Source organism: Brakhagea baltica, from assembly GCF_052161605.1.
Taxonomy (GTDB): Bacteria; Planctomycetota; Planctomycetia; order Pirellulales; family Pirellulaceae; genus JBKCUI01.
Genome location: NZ_CP197409.1, coordinates 5,452,366 through 5,472,534 on the forward strand (window position 1 = coordinate 5,452,366; position 20,169 = coordinate 5,472,534).

Annotated in this window: 16 protein-coding genes; 5 read left to right on the forward strand and 11 right to left on the reverse strand. The window is 51.4% G+C overall.

Going from position 1 to position 20,169, the window contains the following annotated elements; genetic code table 11:
- Window positions 1-51 precede the first annotated feature (51 nt).
- From SH449x_RS21150 to SH449x_RS21165, 4 genes are all read right to left on the reverse strand, one after another.
- Entirely contained in the window at window positions 52-936 is an 885-nt protein-coding gene (locus tag SH449x_RS21150; protein ID WP_482378066.1) for a hypothetical protein, read from the reverse strand.
- Between the two features lie 434 nt (window positions 937-1,370).
- A complete protein-coding gene (locus SH449x_RS21155) occupies window positions 1,371-2,594 on the reverse strand; it encodes a glycosyltransferase family 2 protein (RefSeq protein ID WP_482378067.1) in 1,224 nt (407 codons plus the stop codon).
- A complete protein-coding gene (locus SH449x_RS21160; RefSeq protein ID WP_482378068.1) occupies window positions 2,591-3,076 on the reverse strand; it encodes a hypothetical protein in 486 nt (161 codons plus the stop codon). Before SH449x_RS21160 ends, SH449x_RS21155 begins: the two co-directional genes overlap by 4 nt.
- 701 nt (window positions 3,077-3,777) lie before the next feature.
- The gene (locus SH449x_RS21165) at window positions 3,778-5,427 is read right to left on the reverse strand and encodes a ribulokinase (RefSeq protein WP_482378069.1); all 1,650 of its coding nucleotides are present in this window, start codon (window positions 5,425-5,427) and stop codon (window positions 3,778-3,780) included.
- A gap of 213 nt (window positions 5,428-5,640) precedes the next feature.
- Between SH449x_RS21165 and SH449x_RS21170 the strand changes: the two genes are divergently transcribed.
- Window positions 5,641-6,993, forward strand: coding sequence for an MBL fold metallo-hydrolase RNA specificity domain-containing protein (locus tag SH449x_RS21170; RefSeq protein WP_482378070.1), 1,353 nt, complete (start codon window positions 5,641-5,643; stop codon window positions 6,991-6,993).
- A 5-nt stretch (window positions 6,994-6,998) separates the two neighbouring features.
- Here SH449x_RS21170 and SH449x_RS21175 read toward each other — a convergent pair whose 3' ends face one another.
- The 5 genes from SH449x_RS21175 to SH449x_RS21195 form a co-directional block, all read right to left on the reverse strand.
- Window positions 6,999-8,069, reverse strand: coding sequence for a GGDEF domain-containing protein (locus SH449x_RS21175; protein ID WP_482378071.1), 1,071 nt, complete (start codon window positions 8,067-8,069; stop codon window positions 6,999-7,001).
- A complete protein-coding gene (gene glgC, locus SH449x_RS21180; protein ID WP_482378072.1) occupies window positions 8,066-9,499 on the reverse strand; it encodes a glucose-1-phosphate adenylyltransferase in 1,434 nt (477 codons plus the stop codon). The genes SH449x_RS21175 and glgC overlap by 4 nt, the downstream gene beginning before the upstream one ends.
- Window positions 9,500-9,558: 59 nt before the next feature.
- A complete protein-coding gene (locus SH449x_RS21185; protein ID WP_482378073.1) occupies window positions 9,559-10,701 on the reverse strand; it encodes a GNAT family N-acetyltransferase in 1,143 nt (380 codons plus the stop codon).
- 137 nt (window positions 10,702-10,838) lie between these two features.
- Window positions 10,839-12,056 carry a polysaccharide biosynthesis/export family protein gene (locus SH449x_RS21190; RefSeq protein WP_482378074.1) on the reverse strand — a complete coding sequence of 406 codons (1,218 nt, stop codon included), beginning with the start codon at window positions 12,054-12,056 and terminating at the stop codon, window positions 10,839-10,841.
- A 24-nt stretch (window positions 12,057-12,080) separates the two neighbouring features.
- Complete coding sequence (locus SH449x_RS21195) at window positions 12,081-13,778, reverse strand: tetratricopeptide repeat protein (RefSeq protein WP_482378075.1); 1,698 nt, start codon at window positions 13,776-13,778, stop codon at window positions 12,081-12,083.
- Between the two features lie 353 nt (window positions 13,779-14,131).
- On the opposite strand from SH449x_RS21195, the gene SH449x_RS21200 reads away from it, so the two are divergent.
- From SH449x_RS21200 to SH449x_RS21215, 4 genes are all read left to right on the forward strand, one after another.
- Window positions 14,132-15,394 (forward strand): 6-phosphofructokinase, encoded by a 1,263-nt coding sequence (locus tag SH449x_RS21200; protein ID WP_482378076.1) that lies wholly within the window; start codon window positions 14,132-14,134, stop codon window positions 15,392-15,394.
- An 85-nt stretch (window positions 15,395-15,479) separates the two neighbouring features.
- The gene (locus SH449x_RS21205; RefSeq protein WP_482378077.1) at window positions 15,480-16,730 is read left to right on the forward strand and encodes a tagaturonate epimerase family protein; all 1,251 of its coding nucleotides are present in this window, start codon (window positions 15,480-15,482) and stop codon (window positions 16,728-16,730) included.
- A 100-nt stretch (window positions 16,731-16,830) separates the two neighbouring features.
- Window positions 16,831-18,129 (forward strand): dicarboxylate/amino acid:cation symporter, encoded by a 1,299-nt coding sequence (locus SH449x_RS21210; protein ID WP_482378078.1) that lies wholly within the window; start codon window positions 16,831-16,833, stop codon window positions 18,127-18,129.
- Window positions 18,130-18,159: 30 nt separating this feature from the next.
- Entirely contained in the window at window positions 18,160-18,528 is a 369-nt protein-coding gene (locus tag SH449x_RS21215; protein ID WP_482378079.1) for a hypothetical protein, read from the forward strand.
- A 26-nt stretch (window positions 18,529-18,554) separates the two neighbouring features.
- On the opposite strand, the gene SH449x_RS21220 is transcribed toward SH449x_RS21215, so the two are convergent.
- Together SH449x_RS21220 and SH449x_RS21225 are read right to left on the reverse strand one after the other, a co-directional pair.
- Window positions 18,555-19,655: a GTP-binding protein gene (locus tag SH449x_RS21220; RefSeq protein WP_482378080.1), complete on the reverse strand. Its 1,101-nt coding sequence runs from the start codon at window positions 19,653-19,655 to the stop codon at window positions 18,555-18,557.
- Window positions 19,656-19,769: 114 nt separating this feature from the next.
- Window positions 19,770-20,087 carry an ArsR/SmtB family transcription factor gene (locus tag SH449x_RS21225; RefSeq protein ID WP_482378081.1) on the reverse strand — a complete coding sequence of 106 codons (318 nt, stop codon included), beginning with the start codon at window positions 20,085-20,087 and terminating at the stop codon, window positions 19,770-19,772.
- Window positions 20,088-20,169: the final 82 nt, after the last annotated feature.

Sequence of the window (20,169 nt, forward strand, 5' to 3'; positions counted from 1 at the left end):
TCCATTTCCGAGCGAACGGAAAAAAGATGTTATTCGTCTCGACGGAATACATTAGGTCGCTCGACGCGTTTTCCAGAACACGACCAATGTTACAACAACTGCAACTAAAAATATCCAAATCCAGTAGTTACTAGATGCTGGTGGCTCAACGTAATCAGGGAGTCCATAAAATGATAGATTAAACTCTTCCTCTGGTAGTGTTTTGTGCGTTAGAGAAATTAGTTCCCACGTCAAATCCCCTTCCCTGGCTATCTGCCGTATTGGCACAACCTCACCAAAAACGGAGTCGTCTGCGTACTCAAAAATTCCCCGAGCGATTTCGGGCGATTCATCATCTGTTGCAGACCAAGCAACCACACGGAATCGCTTCTCAGGTTGAAGCGTTAGAGTTATGGTCGCGTGCAGCATGTTATCCCGAATTTTCGACTCGATCAATTCACGACTATCCCCTAAGGGTTGCCAATTTTCTACCTTAAACCTTTCATTGTTCGGAACTTCCAGCAAGCTGGAACTACCGTGCAAACTGAATCCTGCTTTAGCGAGGTAATGCGAGTTCGACAATTGTCCAATAGGTACTCCTGGGTCGTTGATACTCATCACTCGCCATTTCCCAGAGCTTCCTTTACCAAGAACGAATCCGCGCGTGTTTTCAATAAGTACCTTTTCAGATTTGTCACCTTTATCTGTTTGCACTATTTCGCATTTCTTTAAGCTTCCCTGAATTGAACACGAGTACAGATTTTCAATTCGTTCTGTCCGGTTCTTGTATCTGATGGTGAACTGCACCGTCGAGACTTCATTCGCCATGCTCTGCCAAGCATTGATCGCTTCTTGGGGAATCGTCGTGTCTCGTGGAAAAGCACAACAGGAGTGGGCGAAGACCAGTATCAACATCTTAATAAGAACGACTGCTATAGAGTGCATTGTGGTACTCATGATAAATAAATTTGATCCATTTAGGCCTGATGTTTTTGATTCAAGGCTAACTGGCTGAAGGAACCAGTTAGCCAATTCGCGTTTTCAATAGCAGTTGCTTAACCTAAAATCACAAATCAATCATGAGCATTCACAGGCAGCGAACCTGACGCCCCCTGAGTTGCAACTGCACCCGGACTGACACTCATCTGAGCCGTCTTTTTTGCATTTTTTTGTAACTCCAGCTGTCTTACACTTGGCCGCCGAATTCGATGTGCCATCGCAGTTGCCACCACAGCCACTACAGTCCCTCTCAGCCTGAAGTGCTCCTGCTGAACAAACCCCAAGAAAAATGCAGGCTATTAGCCTTAAGATCAATTGCTTGGACATAAAAAGTTCCTTTCGTAAAACCAAGAACAAACTCTATGCAACCCAACGTGGGTTGAACAACTCAGTCACTCTTCCTCAATCGAACTCGATCCGATGTCGATTCGGGGAGTAACCGCCAGTACCGTTTCGAGAGCTTTAGCATCACCAACTAGAAACAGTTTTACTGTTAATTCAAACCGACTGTTCGCAGCAGATCTATGTTTTCGCCGATCAAAGGTAAAACTGATTTCTTTCTGCCCGCCAGCCTCGATTTCCATTGGCAATTCGTCGGTCCAGATGCATCCGCAGGATGTCTGTGCTCCAAAAATCGTGATCTTTTTGGGAGCCCTTACCTCGCACGGAATCCGTGCGTAATTTCCGACAAAACTGTTTTCATCCAATTCAACCAGCGATGGAAAAGCGGCCGATGGCCTTAGACTCGAAAACGAACCCGAAAACCAAAGCGATGCGAACAAAGCAACAGCCATGGCCGCAAATAGACAACAAAACTCTAGGTATTTGGATTGCGATGACCTAAACAAAAGAAACAAATGCCTAAAACCGTCCCTGAAGCTACGCAAATGCGGTGGTCGGTCTCGTCCGTCGGGGCGCAGTGTTGTTGGCACTTCTGCTATGCGAAGCTTAGCTTGCGATGCTCGAAGAACCATTTCGCTCGCGAATTCCATGCCGGTACTCTTAAGTTGCAAACTGTTGATCTTCTCACGATCGAACGCGCGCAAACCACAATGCCAATCGCGACATGGTGTGCGATAGAGCAGCCTACCAAGGCCACTCAAAATGGGATTGCCAATGTAACGATGATGCCACGGCATCGCACCAGGCTGGATGCCTCCCGCGAAACGATTACCCAGTACCAGATCGTAGCCTTCTTCTAGCTTCGCAATCAGTTTGGGGATGTCACCAAAATCGTAACTGCTGTCGCTATCTCCCATGACGATGTATTTGCCTTGCGCGGAGGCGATTCCGCCAAGCAATGCTGAGCCATACCCCTTTTGCTCAACAGAAATGACGCGTGCACCATGGGCGATGGCGATTTCTTGGGAGCCATCGGTGCTGCCGTTGTCAGCGATGAGGATTTCGTAGTGGAGGGAACCGGGTGCTAGCGCACTGCGGCTGATGAGGGCGGCTTCGCAGCCTGCGCGGGCTTCGGTGATGCACGCGACTAAAGTGCGAGATTCGTTGAGGCACGGCATGACAACCGAGATGAGGAGAGAGTCCTGGGGGAATGCCCTCCCCTCGCTTCGCTCGACCCTCCCAGAGGGAGGGTGACTGGTTTGAGTGTCGCTCATGCTTCGCCTCCCGCGTTCTTACCAGTTGCAGCAGAGCGGACCGTATGGAGCATCAGAAATGTGACGGACTGCGTGACTCCACTCGCATATTGAACGTTGACAATCACTCCCAAATTCTGAGGGTGAAATGCGGCACTCCCCGAGCTATGTGCTTCTTTCCGAAAATCAAGTCTCAAAACACGCTCTGCGGAATGGAGAGACCTCTGCACTTCACAAACACTGGGAACGACACAATCGCACGACGAAGAAAGACTTGTAATTTCGCCGTCGGAATCCAACCCTAGATCGGCTAGCGGAAAAGCGACATAGCTGGCTTCATCGATGAAGATTACGCCTAGATCTTTCTCGTGTTGCTCAGCCGCATTTTGAGAAACTCGAGCTAAGGTTGCCTTTCCTGAATCGCTAACACTTGCCGTGCTGGGTTGGCAACCAGAGAAGGAACCGAGCAAGACGATCCATCCTGCTATGAACCCGCTAGCCATGATCGGCGGTGAGCGGTGAGCGGTGAGCGGTGAGCGGTTCCAACATTTGGCGTGTCCTCCATTGCAGGCTGTCAATGTGGGTTTAAGTCCCGATAGGTGCCACTAGAACAGATTCGAAAACCAGTGTCAAGAAAAATCCAGAAAAAATCCATTCGGGGGGGGTAGGGGCGGTTTTGAGCGGGGGGGCATGAACAACGCGTTCGGTGCAGTGGGTTGTTCGTTACTCCTAAACAACTTGTTGCCCCGAACGCGAATCCTGCAAACGCGTCCTGGGGATTGTAAGGATTCCAGTCGGCGAGGCAGGTCCGGCTAATTGCGCCGGAAGCGTAACGATCTCCTGGGTAAACCAGGAGCATTCTTGGAGTGTGTGGGGAAGCCGTTATGTGTAGCGAGAAACGTAAGCTTCACCTGGGCAAGCCAGGTGCATTACTCAGCTGTCTTCCCAGAAGGCCTCCCCCGCAGGGTGCAACAATTCGTTTAACCGCATGCCCAACGGGCTGCGGTGAGTGTTCTAACCCGGATCTCTACGAGGTGCTCAGGTGACTATTCACTGAGAGTGTTATTAAGGACTGCCCCTGGAGGCCTCAACGCAGGGCGTTGCCCAAGCGGTTAAACGAGGAAGCCGCAGCGCGCCGCGAATGCGGATAAGCGAGGACAGCGTTGGCGATGCCCATGCGGTGATATGAACGGCGCGGTGAAGATCAATTTTTGCTGGTCGCTTCGATCAAGGTACGCATCGCTCTCCATTCGTAGTCTCCTAGGTCGCGATAGCGATCGTATAACGCGTCGTAGGTCTTGCGCAAACTGCGAATCGGTTTGTAACTCGCGACTTGTGATCTCTTTGGCATCGACATCGCCTTAATTGCTGACTCAGAATTGTTGAACAAGCCTGCGGCCATGGCACCCAAGATCGCTGCACCTAAAGCGGGACCGTTTTTGCTCGGGTGCACCTCGATGGTCTCGCCGAGTACGTCTGCATAGACCTGGATCATGAGTGGGTTGTGATGTGGCAACCCGCCCGTAGCGACGAATCGATTGACTTCGACATTTCCCTCTCGGAACAGTTCTACAATCCATCGCAATCCCATCGCCGAGGCTTCCAGAAGCGCTCGGTACAAATGTGCGGGACTGTGATGTAGCGTCAATCCTGTGAATGCCCCACGCAATTCGCCGTTCATGTGCGGGGTTCGGCACCCATGGAACCAATCCAAGCAAAGTAAACCATCGGCACCTGCTGGAACCGATGCCGCTTGCTCGCCGAGCTGATTCAAGCTCTTGCTGCTAGTCAACCTTTTCAGCCAATCAAATGCATCTCCCACCGCCGCTTGACCGGTTTCATAGCCATAGTATCCAGGCAATATTCCATCCTTCACGACGCCGGCAACACCGGGCAAGTAGGCTTCGGTACCACTGTTCAGCATGTGGCAAGAGCTGGTCCCCATGACCATCACTAGCGTTCCTGGCTCGGCAGCACCCGCCCCAGGAACACCAGCATGCGCATCGATGATAGCGGCGCTAACAGGTGTGCCCGGAGCTAAGCCAAATCGCTTGGCCATGATTTCTGTTAACTCTCCTGCCGCAATGCCAGGAGGGACGAGCTTGCCTGGTAACTTATCTTTGACGATGCTTTTCCAACGTGCGTTCGTGGCCTTAAAGAATGCTTCGGAGGGATAGCCAGAGTGGGCATTCCACATCCCTTTGTAACCCGCTTGACAAGTGGAACGAGCCAAATCACTCGCAGGACCGCCGACCAGTTGCCATACATACCAGTCCCCCGCTTCTAGCCATATGCTAGCCGCATCGTATATCTGTGGTGCCTTGTCGAGCGTTTCTAAAATCTTGGGAAAGAACCACTCCAATCCAATCACGCCACCATAGTAATGTAGAAAAGACTCGTTACGTTTCGTTGCAACCCTATTGATATGGTCTGTCTGAGATTGTGCTCCATGGTGCTTCCAAAGTTTGGGCCAAGCGAACGGTTCTCGTTTCCACTCCTCGAGCCAGCAGAGTGGTGTGCCGTTATCATTGGTTGGCAGCATGGTGCAACTCGTGAAATCCACTCCTATGCCGCGAATCGCACGTCCGTCGATTCCTGTTTTTCGAAGCACCGCCCGCACTGCCTTGGCAGAACTGTCGATCCAATCCTTTGGTTCTTGAAATGCGTATTGTGAATGCAATGGGACGGGTTCTTTGGTTCCGGTTAATGTTGGAGGTAGAGAATTGACAATCTGTCCATGCGGGTACCGCACCGATTGCGAATCGATCTCTCCACGTTGTGTGTCAGCGATTAAGGCTCGGACCGACTCGGTTCCAAAATCAAGTCCCAGGACTACAGAAGGAGAGGATTTCATATAGGCTTCGACGGATTCGAGGTGGAATCTCTGTTAGGGATTGGGGGCGGAAGGATTGTTACAATCGGTTTCATTGTACTCGTGATAGCGAAACCGGGGGATCGCTATAGCAATTAGTCGGCAACATGAAAAACGATGGCCGTTACAATGGTAACAGCTGCCGTGAGGTTTCCTTTCTAGCTTAAGTTGCACTCTCCCAGAAAATCATCTTTCATGCATGTCGTACACCACGGTTCTGATACTGGAGTCACGGGCTCTTGCCATCAAGTCTTCTTGGACGAAAACCATTCTGTCCTCGTCGACTGTGGAGCCTTTCAGGGGGCGGATGCTCGAGACCGCGACGACATCGACTTTTCCATCGCAGGTATTGAATGCCTCATCGTCACCCATGTGCACCATGATCACGTAGGCAGAATCCCGTTATTGCTCAAGGCAGGTTTTCGCGGACCGATCTACTGCACGAGACCGACTGCCAAAATGCTTCCCATCATGCTGGAGGACTCCATTAGGCTGGGAATCACGCGTGATCGATCCGAAATCAAAAAGTTTCTCGCGCAACTATCGAAGCTCATACAGCCCTGCCGCTTTCATGAATGGGTCTCGTTGAAAAAAGGTGGTCAGTTTCGATTGCAACCAGCCGGCCATATTCTCGGCTCTGCCTACGTCGAGATTGATCACGCTGGAGAACGATTTGTTCTGAGCGGCGATCTGGGAGCGCATTGCACCCCGATTATGAAGACACCTATTAGCCCAGAGAAGGCGGACTTTCTCGTTCTGGAGAGCACCTACGGCGACCGCAATCACGAAGGGCGTGACCAGCGAGTGAAAACGCTAGAGGACATTCTCTGCAAAACGATGGAGGATAACGGGGTGACGATCATTCCCGCGTTTAGCTTAGGGCGAACTCAAGAGATCTTATTCGAACTTAACAAAATCATGGAGGATATTTGCCATACTACGCAATGTACGATCCTCAAGAAGATCGATGTCCTCGTTGACTCCCCATTAGCGATCAAGCTAACGAACATCTACGAAGCCTGGGACGAATATTGGAGCGAGGAAGCGCGTGAAGTTCTAAAAATCGATAGCCAACCCTTTGTGTTTGAGAATCTATACGAAGTTGGTGCAGGTTCAGATCACCGCGAAGCAGTAAGCTATCTGCTCAAGTCTCACAAACCTGCCATCGTTATCGCAGGGAGCGGAATGTGCACGGGAGGAAGAGTTGTCGATTATCTAAAGGCTTTTCTGGGACGTGAAACAACAGATGTTGTCTTCGTCGGATTTCAAGCTCACGGCACAAATGGCAGGGCCATTCAGGAGGCGGGAGCAACGAACGGATTCGTGAAACTGGATGATATGCAGATTCAGGTCAAAGCGAAGATCCATAACTTGAGTGGCTACTCCGCCCATGCTGACCAAAACGACTTGATCCAATTTGTTACCGACATCCCAGATAAGCCTCGCGAGATTCGGCTTGTTCATGGTGAAGACCAGGCCAAATCTGCCCTAGCGGAGAAACTTACGTCGCTCGGTTACAACGTCACGTGGATAGAAGGACCGAGCTAGGAGATCTACTTCTTCTGTTCTTCCGCCAATAGTTCATCGAGTCGGTTGAGCAACTGAAGCTGCAACGCGTCTTTCGGGGCCAGCGAAGGATAATTTTCTGCAGCAGGGTTTATTGCGGCAGGAACGGACGCGGGCTGCCAAGCGGCATCGTGGGTGCCGTATACCTCACACAGCTTGCCGGTATGAATGAAAACACGGTTACGCCCCGACATTTTTGCCGAGTACAACGCTTCGTCACTCCGCCGGATGATTTTGGCAATTCGATCATCCGATCCTATCTGAGAAACCCCGGTCGAGATAGTAACCTGGATGGAGTGCCCCTCAGCGGAAACGGTGTTGCCTTGGATCGTTTTGCGTAACTCCTCCATCTTGCTCGCCGCACTTTCTGCTGTGGACTTAAACAAGATCGCGAACTCTTCACCACCATACCTCGCGACCATTACGCAATTGTCATCCGCGATCCGCAATCGATTCGCAACATCTTTGAGGACTGCATCCCCTGCGGGATGCCCATAGGTATCGTTGATTTTTTTAAAGTGATCGATATCCACCAGGGCTAGAGAAAACACTTGCTTGCTTTCGACCCATTGCTTGTAACACTCGTCAATTCGTTGGTCAAAGGCTCTTCGATTAGCGAGCCCAGTCAGGCCGTCTGTCCTGGCCTCATTGAGATAGCCTGCGAGCTCGTGAGTTTGTTGCTCTAGTTTCTTTTCCGCGTTCTCCAGTCGCGATTGCAATTCCCGGTTCGCGACGACAATCTCGTTGAGAAGCCCTTTTACATCCTCCTTGGTTTTATAGGTGCCTTCGATCGAAGCCGCTTTTGACAGGTCGTTCATCTGGTTGCGATAGCGATGGAAATCTCCAGCGAAATCGGAGGTCCACGTCGCAAAGCTGCGCAGAGCATTTAGCAAATGCTGCGTCTCTGCCTTGGAGAAAGCACCGATCGTTTCCGGCGGGTTTGATGCGCCGGCTTCGGACTGCCGTCTTGTAATCCAAACACCGAGCGCAATACCAAGAGCAAGAAACGTTGTTCCAAACAACAGTCCCATCATCAAGTAGATAATTGGTGTGTTCATTCTTGATCTCGAAACGATATTTCCGTTTGCAGTTGAGCCCCGGAGGATTTGCTCAGGTGAGAGGGCTGAGGGCCGTAGTGCCCTGCTGCGTGCAGAGTCGATTTCGCTATTGGAGAGTCCGCCGCGAAGTGTCTATCGATCTGGGAAAGGTCCTCCGTTTTCGCCACGGTGACGATACCCCTGGGAGAAACCGTAAAGCCACGAGCTCGGTCGCGTTCAGGGTCGACGCCAATCTCCATTCCGGCCGGGATCTTTACATGCTTGTCGATAATGGCATTTCTGACAATCGCGTTACGTCCCACCTCGACGCCTTCGAACAAGATGCTGTCGCTGACTTGGGCGTAGGAATTAACTCGAACCCTAGGGCTGAGTATGCTACGCTCCACTTTTCCGCCGCTGATGATGGTCCCTGAACAAACGATCGAGTCTAGCGCCATACCCATGCGATCGGTTTCCCCGCGAGAGCCGAACACAAACTTTGGAGGTGGCAGGTTGGGTTGATAAGAGCGAATCGGCCATGACGCATCGTAGAGATTCAGTTTTGGATCGATGTTAATCAAATCCATATTGGATTCATAGTAAGCGTCGAGGGTGCCGACATCGCGCCAGTATGCTTCCACTTTGCGATTCTCGTCCTGAAACGGAAATGCGTAAACTCTTTGGCTCTGAATCATTGCGGGAATGATGTTCTTGCCGAAATCATGATGGCTTTTCGGGTCGTTAGCATCCTGACAAAGTTTCTCCATCAGGAACCTCGCGTTGAAGATATAGATTCCCATGGACGCGAGGGCTCGATTGGGATCCCCCGGAATAGAACGTGGTTGCTGTGGTTTTTCCTGAAAGCCAATGATTCTCTGGTCTTCATCGATTTGCATCACGCCGAACTCTTTGGCCGATTCCAAGTCTACCGAGAGGGCCCCGATCGTTAAGTCAGCTCGTTTCTGTTTGTGATACTCCAGCATGGAGCGATAGTTCATCTTATAAATGTGATCCCCTGCGAGGATGATCAAATAATCCGGCCTAGCCTTTTCGATGGCGTAGATGTTCTGATAGACAGCATCAGCGGTCCCTTGGTACCAGCTCTCGTCGATTCTTTGTTGCGGAGGCAAAATATCGATGTACTCGTCGAGATCACGGCAGAAGAAATCTCGCCAACCCAAATTGATGTGACGATCGAGACTCATTGCTTTGTACTGCGTCATGACCAGCATCTTGCGAAGGCCGCTATTGAGGCAATTCGAGAGCACAAAGTCGATGATCCGGTAGTTGCCACCGAATGGCACCGCTGGTTTGGCGCGGTCGCGGGTGAGAGGTTCGAGTCGGGTCCCTTTGCCGCCCGCAAGTATCAATGCGAGTGTGTCGTTCATATCATCCTTGGCCTTAGAAACGAGAGGTGGGGGAGCACCGGATAGCGAGTGAGCGCGACTCAAGTGTCCATTCCTTTAACTATACCAGTAAATCACTTGCGATGGGGCTTGTCGAACAGGGCTTATCGAACATTTGTTTTATCGAGCGATAGGTCATAAAGTCTGTAGGTTTTCGATCTCCTCGTTCCCGCTCTCTCCAAAGAACCGCGCGAGAGTTGATTGCTTTCCAATACCCAAGAGAATTCTGCCTCTTCTATGCCTTTCGCCAAGCAATCAGGGAGCATGCGTTCGAGCGCAACCAATCCCAATCCCCAGCGTTGATACTCGGGAACCACGTTGGTGCTAATGACGCGGATCTTCTTGATCTTGCGTCTTTCCCAAAGAATCCGAAACACGCCAAACGGAAACAATCGCCCATCAATCTTCTTGATGATCGGGTTGTAGTCAGGAAGCCCTAACCCAACTCCCACTGGCTTGCCATCGACCTCGATAAACGAAGTCACGGCGGGGTCGATCAAAAACCTCAGTGAAAAGCCGATTGCTTTTGACTCAGCTGCCGAGAGTGGAACAAATCCCCACGTCGATTGCAGGGCTTGGTTGTAGATGTCCAGGAACAACGCAATCTCCTTTCCGAAGTGGAGACGGCTAGCAGGCCGGAGCCGAACATTGAAGCGGCGTTTGACTTCCTCGATGACAAACTTGAGCTTTGGATCGAGAGTATCCAGCATGTTGATGTGACCGTCGAACGCGAATAAGTCCTGCGTCTTCTCAAATCCGAAACTAGTGATCAATCGGTCGTAATACGGCCAGTTGTAGGTCATCATAAAGGTGGGGGGCGTATCAAAGCCCTCGACCAAAGTTCCGATCTCGTAGTTTAGCGATGGGTTGCAGGGACCTCGTACATCCGTCATGCCCTCGGCTCTTAAATAGTCGCAAGCGGCCTGAAACAAGGCGTTCGCAGCTTGTTGATCATCGATGCAATCAAAGAAGCCAAAGAAACCACGCTTTTCGTTATATCTGCGATTGTGGGCGTGATTGACCAAGCCAACGATTCGACCGACGACTTCCTCGTTTTTGTAAACAAGGAAAGGCTGGCATTTGGCATCATCATAAAAAGGATGCGGACGAAACCCGACTAGCTCCTCTTGGTTCATCCGAATAGGTGGAATCCAATTCGGATCATCCTTGTAAAGACGCCAAATGAGCTCCATAAACTCGCGTCGCTGCGGTTTGGTCTGAACGGGAACTACTTTATATTGTGTCATCGATGTGGTCGCTTCGTTGTGGTGTTCCGGTAAGGTAAAGCGGTTCCGTGGAAATCACAAGCCCGTTAAGTACAAACCCGCCAGGGGGCTAGCATCGGCCCCTACTCGATCCCATCTCGGGAGTACGGTGATTTACACTATTGCCGCTGAAGCTGGAACGGAATGACACGATAGATGCCGTCGGTAAAGATCTGCTGCGCAGCCTCGTTAGCCCGGGCAATGGGCTGATCTGGCACAATGATCAGATCGGAGTCTCTCAGCCAGATTTCATCCGAGGGTATAGGACGCTTGCCGAGCTGGGCACCACGTAGATCGAGCATGGTTGCAATAAGCCGCCAGTCTTCAGCCCGACGCATGATCACGACCTGCCGCATATTCCCGCCAAGGGTTGGTCCACCAGCTAACGAGAGCCCCCCCAGAGCGGTTGTCGGACCGAACAGCTCGTAACGCCCTGGTTGTGCCACTTTGCCAAACACGAAGACGAAGTGAGAGGCTTGTCTGGTCAAGCGAGGCTCAACCTCAATTCCCACCACGGTATCCTCGTATCGCAGATTGATTTCTCGTCGTATCTCTTCTAGCGTCATACCAAGAACATAAATCCCGCCGAGTCTTGGCAGCTGAATGCGTCCATCTGGGTTGACATTCGCAATGAAGAATCGACCGCCCGCAGCAAACGGTCCGTTCACTGCGTCGAGAAGGTCCGCTAATGCCGTATTGAGACTCACCGGCGCTATGTTGATAGCTGGGCTCTGAAAGAATTCCTTGTAAAGCAGTTCAAGGTCGCGCCGCAGTTGGGTTATGGTCTTACCTGAAGCCTCAACTGGAGCTGTCAGGATATCGACGTGAATCTTGCCGTCAGGCTGTACTTGAATCTTCTCTTGCTTTAAGCTCTCGTCTGAGGAGGAGCTAATGTTGATAACGTCGCCTACCATAAGACGATACGCGACGTTCACTTGCTCTCTCTTGGGAACATACGTGAACGTAATCTCATCATTTACGCGAACCCGGTACTCAAGCATAGCCGGCAATCGGACCGGTCCGATGTATTCCCCTTGCCACAAAGGTTCGAAATCGATCGGTGCAGCATCTCCCCAGCGTTTCTCTCCAATCGACGGCGTCGCGCAGTCCAATCCTGTAATGCAAGGTTGACATGCACCCGATGTGACACCGATCGGCTGAGCCGGAGGAAGCATGCGAACCGAAGAGATCTGAGTTGCTGGTACAGAACACGTTTGGCACATCGGTGACGCTTCGTAGCGAGGGATCATCCCTCCTGTGTTGAAATGTTGACCTAGGGCAAATTGTGCTCCGCTGATGGAGGCGAACAGCACCGCGATGGATTGATAGAATCGCATAGTTCTTTCTCTGTAGTCCTTCGATTATCGAAACATCTTGGTGAAGAAATTTCCAGATTTACCAGCCGATGGAGAGGTCATGATCGGTGGAGTGGTGCCAGCGGTGTGTCCCGCAGGTTGAGCTGCTGTGGTCGTCACGGCGGTACCATTCGCGTTCAGCGCCGGGCTGTACCTAGCAAATGTGGCAGGATCAACCTGTGTTACATCAATCTGATCACTTCCTTGGTCTCCACCCAGAGCCATAGCTTGCTGCACGGCATATTGGGCTTCGCTCGTCGCTCCACGTCGTCTATAGATTTCAGCCAGATTGGTCCAAGCCTGGGCGTTCGGCTTAGCCTCGATCGACCAACGCAGTGCATCGTAGGCTTCTTCAATGCGATCTAAGTGGATTAACGCATAACCCAACTGATTCGCTGCGTGATGCTGGTTTGGTCGCAGTTTAATTGCACTTTGATAGCAGATTACCGCCTGGCTTCTCAGTTGCTGGGCTCGGTCTGAGTTTTGCTCCGCATCTTTTTCCAAGGTTTTACCGAGAGCATAAAGCAAATCGGCAGCAAAGAGATGTCCATCGGCGGCCTGCAGCATTTGGTAGCGAGCGAACGCCCGATAATGCTGACACGCTAATTCTGTCGTTACCGAGTCCAGAGCTCGGTTCTTGAGAGCAGGTGTAGTATGCATAGCCACAATAGACGCGACACTTCGGCTCAACTTTAGGTTATGAAAGTCAGCTTCCTCTCTCATGGCGGTCAACGCGGCTTCGAAGCTTGTTTCGCTATGAGTAACACCTCGGTGCAGATCCATAGCTCGGAAAAGCTTTCTCAGTCCGACCAGAACTTCTGCGCGAGCGCTGTGGGTCGCCCCTCGTCGAAGAAGCGAATCGCAGGTCTCCAAATGATTTGCCAACTCCTGCCGAATCGCTTTCCATCCAACTGGTGATTCTAGAAAGCCTGGTTCGGTAAACGTAGACTCAGGTCCAGCAGCCTGCAACGCAGAGCTCTGCTTTTCTGCAATGCGCATGCGTTCCGCCTGTTGCTCTGCGGATCGCTCTCCCATTGAGAGCAGTCTGGACGCGAGGAGTTTTTGCTCCGCAGTGAGCATATCCTGAGTAGGCCAGGCAGCGCTCATTTCGGCTGGCGTAGACATCTCTTGTGGACGCGATGCGGCCGGCGACGGATCCCCTAGGAAGAATCCCTCACTCGCATCGCTTCGCATAGACGGCTCCACCACCTCTCGCTTCTGGACAGACGCTCCTAGATCAATTGGTGGAACATCTTCCGTCAGAACAAGTCCATCCTGAGTAAGGTTGTCTGCTGTTCGCAAAGCAGTAAGACTGAATCGGGAAGCAGGCTCCTCGGCGGCTCTGTTGGTTCTGCTCACAACACTCGAGTTACGAGTACCGTCATCCGAGTCGACCGATTGAATTGGTCCCCACTGGATCGCGGCAGGTTTGCTTGTCGATGTCTCGCGAGTGCTATTTTGGGGGTGATCCGAGCGGGCTGGCGGTCGGATCGCTAAACGTCGTTGATCGTTGCTCTGTACTTCTAGGGACTCTTGTTCGTAACTAACCTGCCGCGACCATGGTGAGGCAGGTAAAAAGCTCGAAGAGTCGGTCGATGGCTGCGGGGAATACTGGGCGTGAGATCGGGCTGGTTGTTCCATCCGGTTTTGCGCCAAACCAATCCCCGCCGTGAAAACGAACCCGGTCGTGCTAAGTATGGCCACAAAGCACTCTCTTAACGTCGCAGATCGCGTCGGACGTCGCGATAAAGATCGATTGTAAGAAGCTTTTCTGTTCGGCATCAACCGAGCCCTTTTCAAGCGTAAAACGGTAGGCAAGCCAATGCAGGCAGCCCAGACTAATGCCTACCATCGGACTTTCGATCCTTACGCATTCAATCATCACAAGCCCTACAACGGGACTATGTCGGTCGGTCGCCGTACAAGCCGAATTTCGAGCAAGCCTTGCCCAAACTACCTAAGCTCCCAAGGCGTTGGACATTCACACCAAAGGCAGTACAATCCGCAGGCAAATTTATTAAGACATTCAACATCACTAAATCTGATCGACCAACATTATGAAAAAAGTTGCTGTTCTATTCGCGGGGGGCCCAGCTCCTGCGGCAAACGCTGTTATCTCTGGAGCTGCCTTCACCTTTTTGAATGCAGGTATTGAAGTCATCGGCATCAAGCATGGTTACTCCAAGCTGATTGACTTTGACGGTTCAAAGCCGCTTGTGGAGGGAACCGACTACTTCCCCATTACGATGGAGCGGTTGGAGTTCTCGCGAACAGAGCCGGGTATCATGATTGGGACCGCGCGAGCCAATCCGGGTAAGCAAGTTTCCAGCCCCGAACATTTAAAGGATCCCGAGAGATCGGCCCCTCTCGGGCGAGTGTACAATGCTCTTCGCTCGCTGGGTGTCGATGCCTTGATTAGCATCGGAGGGGACGACACGCTCAAGACAGCTAACAAGATGAAACTCTACCAGGACACACTCCCGGCAGACAAGACGCGAATGCCAGTGATCCATCTCCCCAAAACAATCGACAACGATTACTCCGGTATCGATTTTACGTTCGGTTACTTCAGTGCAGCCGAAACGATCGCGGGAGAAATCCGCAACTTGAATCGTGACGCCGCAGCAGGACAAGCTTACTTTCTCGTCGAAGCGATGGGACGCTCTGCCGGCTGGCTCGCTTACGGAGCAGCGATTGCAGGGGATGCCTGCATGGTTCTGAGCGTTGAAGATATCACCGGTGACTTGGAGTGTTCCGAAACCGTTACTCAGCCTGATGGAACCCAGAAGACTCGCAAGGTCATGAATCTGGATGCCGTTGTAAACAAAATGGTGGCCATGATGGTCGCCAGGGAAAAGCTCGGCAGAAACTACGGCGTCATGGTCATCGCCGAAGGCCTCGCCGAGTACTTGCCCAACTCCTACCTAGAAGGCATCGCTCGCGACGACCACGGCCACATCGCCATATCCAATATCGATATTGGCAAGGCGATGGCTCGTATGTTGTCCGAAGCCTACAAGAAAGCAACCGGCAAGACCCGAAAGATTAACGGCGTTCAGATGGGATACGAATCGCGTTGCTGCGTACCGACTGCCTTTGACGTTATGTTAGGCTCACAAATCGGGGCGGGAGCTTACCGAGCGTTAGTTGAGAAGAAGCTCAACGGAGTCATGGTATCTGTCGGTGGTCAGTTCAACGTTTCGTTCGTTCCGTTTGAGCAACTCGTGGACCCAGTCAACTTGGTCACCAAAGTTCGTTTCATCGAGCGAGATTCCGATTTCTACCGACTAGCTCGGTTGTTGGAATTGCCGACGAAGTAGCTAGCCGAGGTTCGCTTACGTAATTGGCGAACGGTAGAACTGTTTTTGCTGGTCGCTTGATTTCAGAGGAAAATAAGGAACACACATGAAGATCATCGAACCGTTCACGTTCGGAATCGGCGACCGCTTTGCCCATCAGGCTGCATCGCAGCTCAAAGCGTTTCAAATGCTGGAATCACAAGGAGTACTTGTGATTCCCGTCTGGAATAAATCCAATCGCGAGCATAACTTTGTCGGCTCGGAACCAAGCTCCGTTGCCGAAGCAGCCAAGCATGCGGTGGACTCGTGCGGGTGGTCGCATCCGTGGCATGTTGATGCGGACCATATCGGTATGGCGACGGTGGACCGGTTCATTCCGCATAGCGACTTCTATACTATCGACGTAGCGGATTTCATCGGCAAACCGCCTGCCCAGGAAGTGTTGGCTGATTTTTTGAAGCAAAACCAATCTCTCGTTGGCGAGCATACGTTTGCTGGTCTATCCCAAGCCATTCAGCTTACGGCAAAAGAGATGGAAGCGATCGCTGCAAAATATCTTACGGCAATTCGAGAGGCCGGACGCGTTTATCGCTACATCGCTGATGTGAAATCGGACGATGAAATGATCGTCGAGGTTTCCATGGACGAAACTGACGCACCACAAACGCCCGTAGAATTGTTCGTCATCCTAGCTGCTCTAGCTGCCGAGCAGATTCCAGTACAAACGGTTGCACCCAAGTTTACGGGCCGGTTCAATAAAGGGGTCGACTACGTCGGCGATCTCGCCCAGTTCGAACAAGAATTCCGGGATGATTTGGCGGTCCTAGCCTATGCGATCAAGCAGTTTGGATTGCCCGAAACGTTGAAGCTTAGCATCCATAGCGGCAGTGATAAATTCCAGCTCTACCCAATTGTAGCAAAGGCGATTTCCGAAACGGGAGCCGGAATTCACGTCAAGACAGCCGGGACGACTTGGCTTGAGGAAGTCATCGGGCTCTCGGAATCTGGTGGGGATGGGCTTGAATTGGTCAAGGAGATTTATGGCTACGCTCTTCAGCATATCGATGAGTTCTGCGCACCGTATGCCAGCGTGATCGACATCGATCGTCAAGCTCTGCCAAGTAGCGAGACTGTTGCAAGCTGGTCTGGTAGTCATCTAGCCCAAGTAATCCGACACGATCAAAGCAACCCCTTGTTCAACCCCTCCGTTCGTCAGCTTCTTCACGTATCATTCAAGGTCGCTGCCAAGCAAGGAAGTCGGTACACCGATTTGCTCAAAGCGAATTCGGACATCGTGGGCAAGCACGTTTGTCGAAATATTTACGAGCGACATTTGAAGCCGCTGTTCCTCGAATAGGCTCTGGTCAACCTGCTTTTCGGTTATACTCATACGGCGATAAGACGAATTTTGCTATTCGCTCCACTTTTTCTCGCACGCCAGATGAGGTTACGAAAAGATGAAAGATTTGCCGCTTCACTGGAGGATCCTAGCCGGGATGCTGGCTGGCGTCCTATTCGGCCTTCTCGCTGCCTACCTCCAGTGGAGGGAATTCACTCTTAACTGGATCAAGCCGTTCGGGACGATCTTTATCAATATGCTGAAGCTGATTGCGATTCCGCTTATCGTGGCATCGTTGATCAAAGGCATATCGGACCTCAAAGATATATCTAAGCTTTCCCGCATGGGAGGCAAAACGGTGGGCATCTTCATATGCACCACGGCGGTTGCCATAAGTGTCGGATTGATTTTTGTAAATGTAATGCGTCCAGGTCGATGGATTAGCGAGGATACACGAGCAGACATGATGACCAAGTTCGGTGGTGATGCCGAGCAAAAAATTCAGGCTGCTGAGAAGCAAAAGGCAGTCGGGCCGTTACAACCTATCATCGATATCGTTCCCGATAACATTGTTGGTGCGGCTACAAACAATGGGAACATGCTCCAAGTCATCTTCTTCGTGATCTTGTTCGGAGTCGGTCTAATACTGATCCCCGAAGAAAAAGCTCTACCCGTGAAGACTTTTTTCGATGGAATGAACGAAGTGATTCTCAAGCTGATCGACTTGATTATGCTCTGTGCCCCGTTCGGAGTCTTTGCCCTGTTGGCTTCTCTTATCGTGGAGCTACCGAGCTTTGATTTGTTCATCGCACTCATGGGGTATGCTAGTTGCGTCGTGGCAGGTTTGCTCTTCATGATTGTTGTCGTCTACCCCTCGCTGGTCGTGCTTTTTGCCAAACGTAAGGCGACCGCTTTTCTTAAAGGGATCGTTCCCGCTCAATTGTTGGCTTTCAGTACCAGTTCGAGCGCCGCAACACTGCCCGTAACCATGGAGCAGGCTCAAGATGTTCTTGGTGTGGATGAGGAAGTGGCTAGTTTTGTTTTGCCGATCGGCGCGACGATCAATATGGATGGAACCGCGTTGTATCAGGGAGTAGCGGCGGTATTTATCGCCCAGACGTTTGGTATGGATCTGGGGCTGACGGGACAACTCGGGATTATCCTCACGGCTTTGCTTGCAAGTATCGGTTCCGCAGCGGTCCCCGGAGCTGGTATGGTGATGCTCGTCATTGTGCTCGGTCAAGCGGGCATTCCCGAAACGGGTCTTGCACTGATTTTTGCCGTAGATCGCCCGCTGGATATGCTAAGAACCGCCACCAACGTCACGAGCGACCTCTCGGTCTCCATGGTAGTCGCGAAAGGGCTTGATAAGCTGCACGATCCGACGTTGAACGTAGAAGAGCAGGTTTCGTCATAACTAAACTCGCCTCGAATGAACGCACTATCCATGACAACTACAGATAACCAAACCAATCCTTACGCTGCGTCAACCACAGATATGTCTGATGGAACAGACGTTTGGACCAGGAAGAGTTTACCGATATCACTGATTTATGGCTGGGCTACGTTTTTTGTCTTGTGCTTTCTTTCGCTACGAGCTGTACAGAAATTTCGCGATTCAAGTCCCTATGAACAATTTGCGGGACAATGGGGTTCATTAAGGACGTTGGTTCCCTTGATCATCATTACCCTGGTGCTTGCGTTCTTTTCCCTTCGTAACAAGGACTCATCTCGGACAGCACGTATCCTTTCGTGGGCTCTTGTTTTTGGAACGGTAGTCCTCTGCGCAGCACTAGGTAAGGAGTGGTTTCTGTGAATGCCCCCCTAAATCAATGATCGACACTACGAGGGTATACGATGGGTCGGTACAGGTTTCCCGGGTCGGAAGCACTGTAGTGTTCTGATCGTGATCGTTGCACCGAAGTCGGTTCCCTTTTGAGCTACGACTTGCCTAACCCAAGTCTCCAACTCTTCCGGAGACGTAGCGACTCGCGCGTTAATCACGAGCTCTCCGCTCCTGCCACTCCAACGGGACGGGAGGGATAAAACAGGCTCGCTGTTGTTGCTGACAATATTGGCGACCGCATACACTCCGTCACTCATGCCGATCGCCTTTAAGTGCGCAATCTCGAACTCTTGGTCAACGAATCCAACATGCAATCCCTTTAGGATCTCTAGAATCAACTCATCCAAGTTAACATCTGACTCGGAGGTCAAAGTCGCTTGACAATTCAGCCACCCCAACTCGGCTTCTCCCTCGGCGTAAATTTCATAGTCGACCTCCATGACGCTATTCCCAAAGCTGCCCGATTGATTGACCTGCTCATAAAGCAATTCAAAACCGGCTCCACTCTTGGCACTCAGTTTAACAATCGGTTTGCTTGGGTACTGGGACTCCAGCAGTTGGACCAGTTGCTCGACTTGGTCTGCCGCCAGTTCGTCGATGCGATTGAGGATTAGAAAGTCCGCTTCTTCCAATTGCTTGCGGAAAATGTACTCCGCTTTGGGTGAGAAACCTCGCTGCCCCTCTCCCCCCAGGATCTTAATCCCATGGCTAGGTTTGATAATCACACCGTATGGTGCGATATCGAACGCTTGCTCGTAGACCTGTTCGAGTGGACGAATCACGGTGGCGACCAAATCGGTACAGCTACCAACCGGTTCAGCCAAAATCACATCGGGGCGTTCCTTCGCACTAAGCTTTTCAACAGTTCCCGTCAGGCCATCAAAGTTGCAGCAGAAACAGGAGCCTGCGACTTCGCCCACTTGGAAACCTTGGGAACGAAGCAATAACGTATCGACCAGATCGGACGCTTGATCATTGGTGACGATCGCAACATTCTGGCCTTGCGAGCGGTATAGTGCAGCTAGCCGACCCAGGGTCGTGGTTTTACCCGCTCCTAGGAAGCCGCCAATCATAATAAATTTCGGTGCATCGCTCATCGTGCTAAATCCTGAGGATAGTATATTCGAGGGAAGGGTAAGAAGAGTTCCGCGAAGCATCGATCCTGTCGCGAGAGCGTTCGTTTGAATAATAGAACTATATCTTAGTCCTGTTTAGTCGCGGAGGTCAATTTTGCAGCAGCCGAAATCCAGAGTGCGACCAGCCGCCCGAGAGTTGAGAAATTCACGATTCAATCCATAGTAAATGAATTTACCATCCCGCTCGGTCGTTACGATATCGGCATGATAGAGGACCCGGAGATGGTGCGAGACGTTGGCCATTTCCATCTCCAGGAGTTGGGAGATATCCGAAACGCTAAGCGGCCCGGTTTGCAATGCCCGAACGATGTTCAAGCGAATCGGATCTCCGAGCGCTTTCAGGTAATTCGCACACTGGCTAGCATCGGTTCGTGACGACTCGTCCTTGGACATAACTGACTTTTGGGTAATGGCATTCTTAAATAGACTTCCCCAAGATTGTACATCAATTTGCCAGAAGGAACATCAATAACTA

Coding starts and splice junctions, on each gene's coding strand:
- SH449x_RS21150 (WP_482378066.1), bottom strand. CDS start 936: ATGAGTACCACAATGCACTCTATAGCAGTCGTTCTTATTAAGATGTTG.
- SH449x_RS21155 (WP_482378067.1), bottom strand. CDS start 2,594: ATGAGCGACACTCAAACCAGTCACCCTCCCTCTGGGAGGGTCGAGCGA.
- SH449x_RS21160 (WP_482378068.1), bottom strand. CDS start 3,076: ATGGCTAGCGGGTTCATAGCAGGATGGATCGTCTTGCTCGGTTCCTTC.
- SH449x_RS21165 (WP_482378069.1), bottom strand. CDS start 5,427: ATGAAATCCTCTCCTTCTGTAGTCCTGGGACTTGATTTTGGAACCGAG.
- SH449x_RS21170 (WP_482378070.1), top strand. CDS start 5,641: ATGCATGTCGTACACCACGGTTCTGATACTGGAGTCACGGGCTCTTGC.
- SH449x_RS21175 (WP_482378071.1), bottom strand. CDS start 8,069: ATGAACACACCAATTATCTACTTGATGATGGGACTGTTGTTTGGAACA.
- SH449x_RS21185 (WP_482378073.1), bottom strand. CDS start 10,701: ATGACACAATATAAAGTAGTTCCCGTTCAGACCAAACCGCAGCGACGC.
- SH449x_RS21190 (WP_482378074.1), bottom strand. CDS start 12,056: ATGCGATTCTATCAATCCATCGCGGTGCTGTTCGCCTCCATCAGCGGA.
- SH449x_RS21200 (WP_482378076.1), top strand. CDS start 14,132: ATGAAAAAAGTTGCTGTTCTATTCGCGGGGGGCCCAGCTCCTGCGGCA.
- SH449x_RS21205 (WP_482378077.1), top strand. CDS start 15,480: ATGAAGATCATCGAACCGTTCACGTTCGGAATCGGCGACCGCTTTGCC.
- SH449x_RS21210 (WP_482378078.1), top strand. CDS start 16,831: ATGAAAGATTTGCCGCTTCACTGGAGGATCCTAGCCGGGATGCTGGCT.
- SH449x_RS21215 (WP_482378079.1), top strand. CDS start 18,160: ATGACAACTACAGATAACCAAACCAATCCTTACGCTGCGTCAACCACA.
- SH449x_RS21220 (WP_482378080.1), bottom strand. CDS start 19,655: ATGAGCGATGCACCGAAATTTATTATGATTGGCGGCTTCCTAGGAGCG.
- SH449x_RS21225 (WP_482378081.1), bottom strand. CDS start 20,087: ATGTCCAAGGACGAGTCGTCACGAACCGATGCTAGCCAGTGTGCGAAT.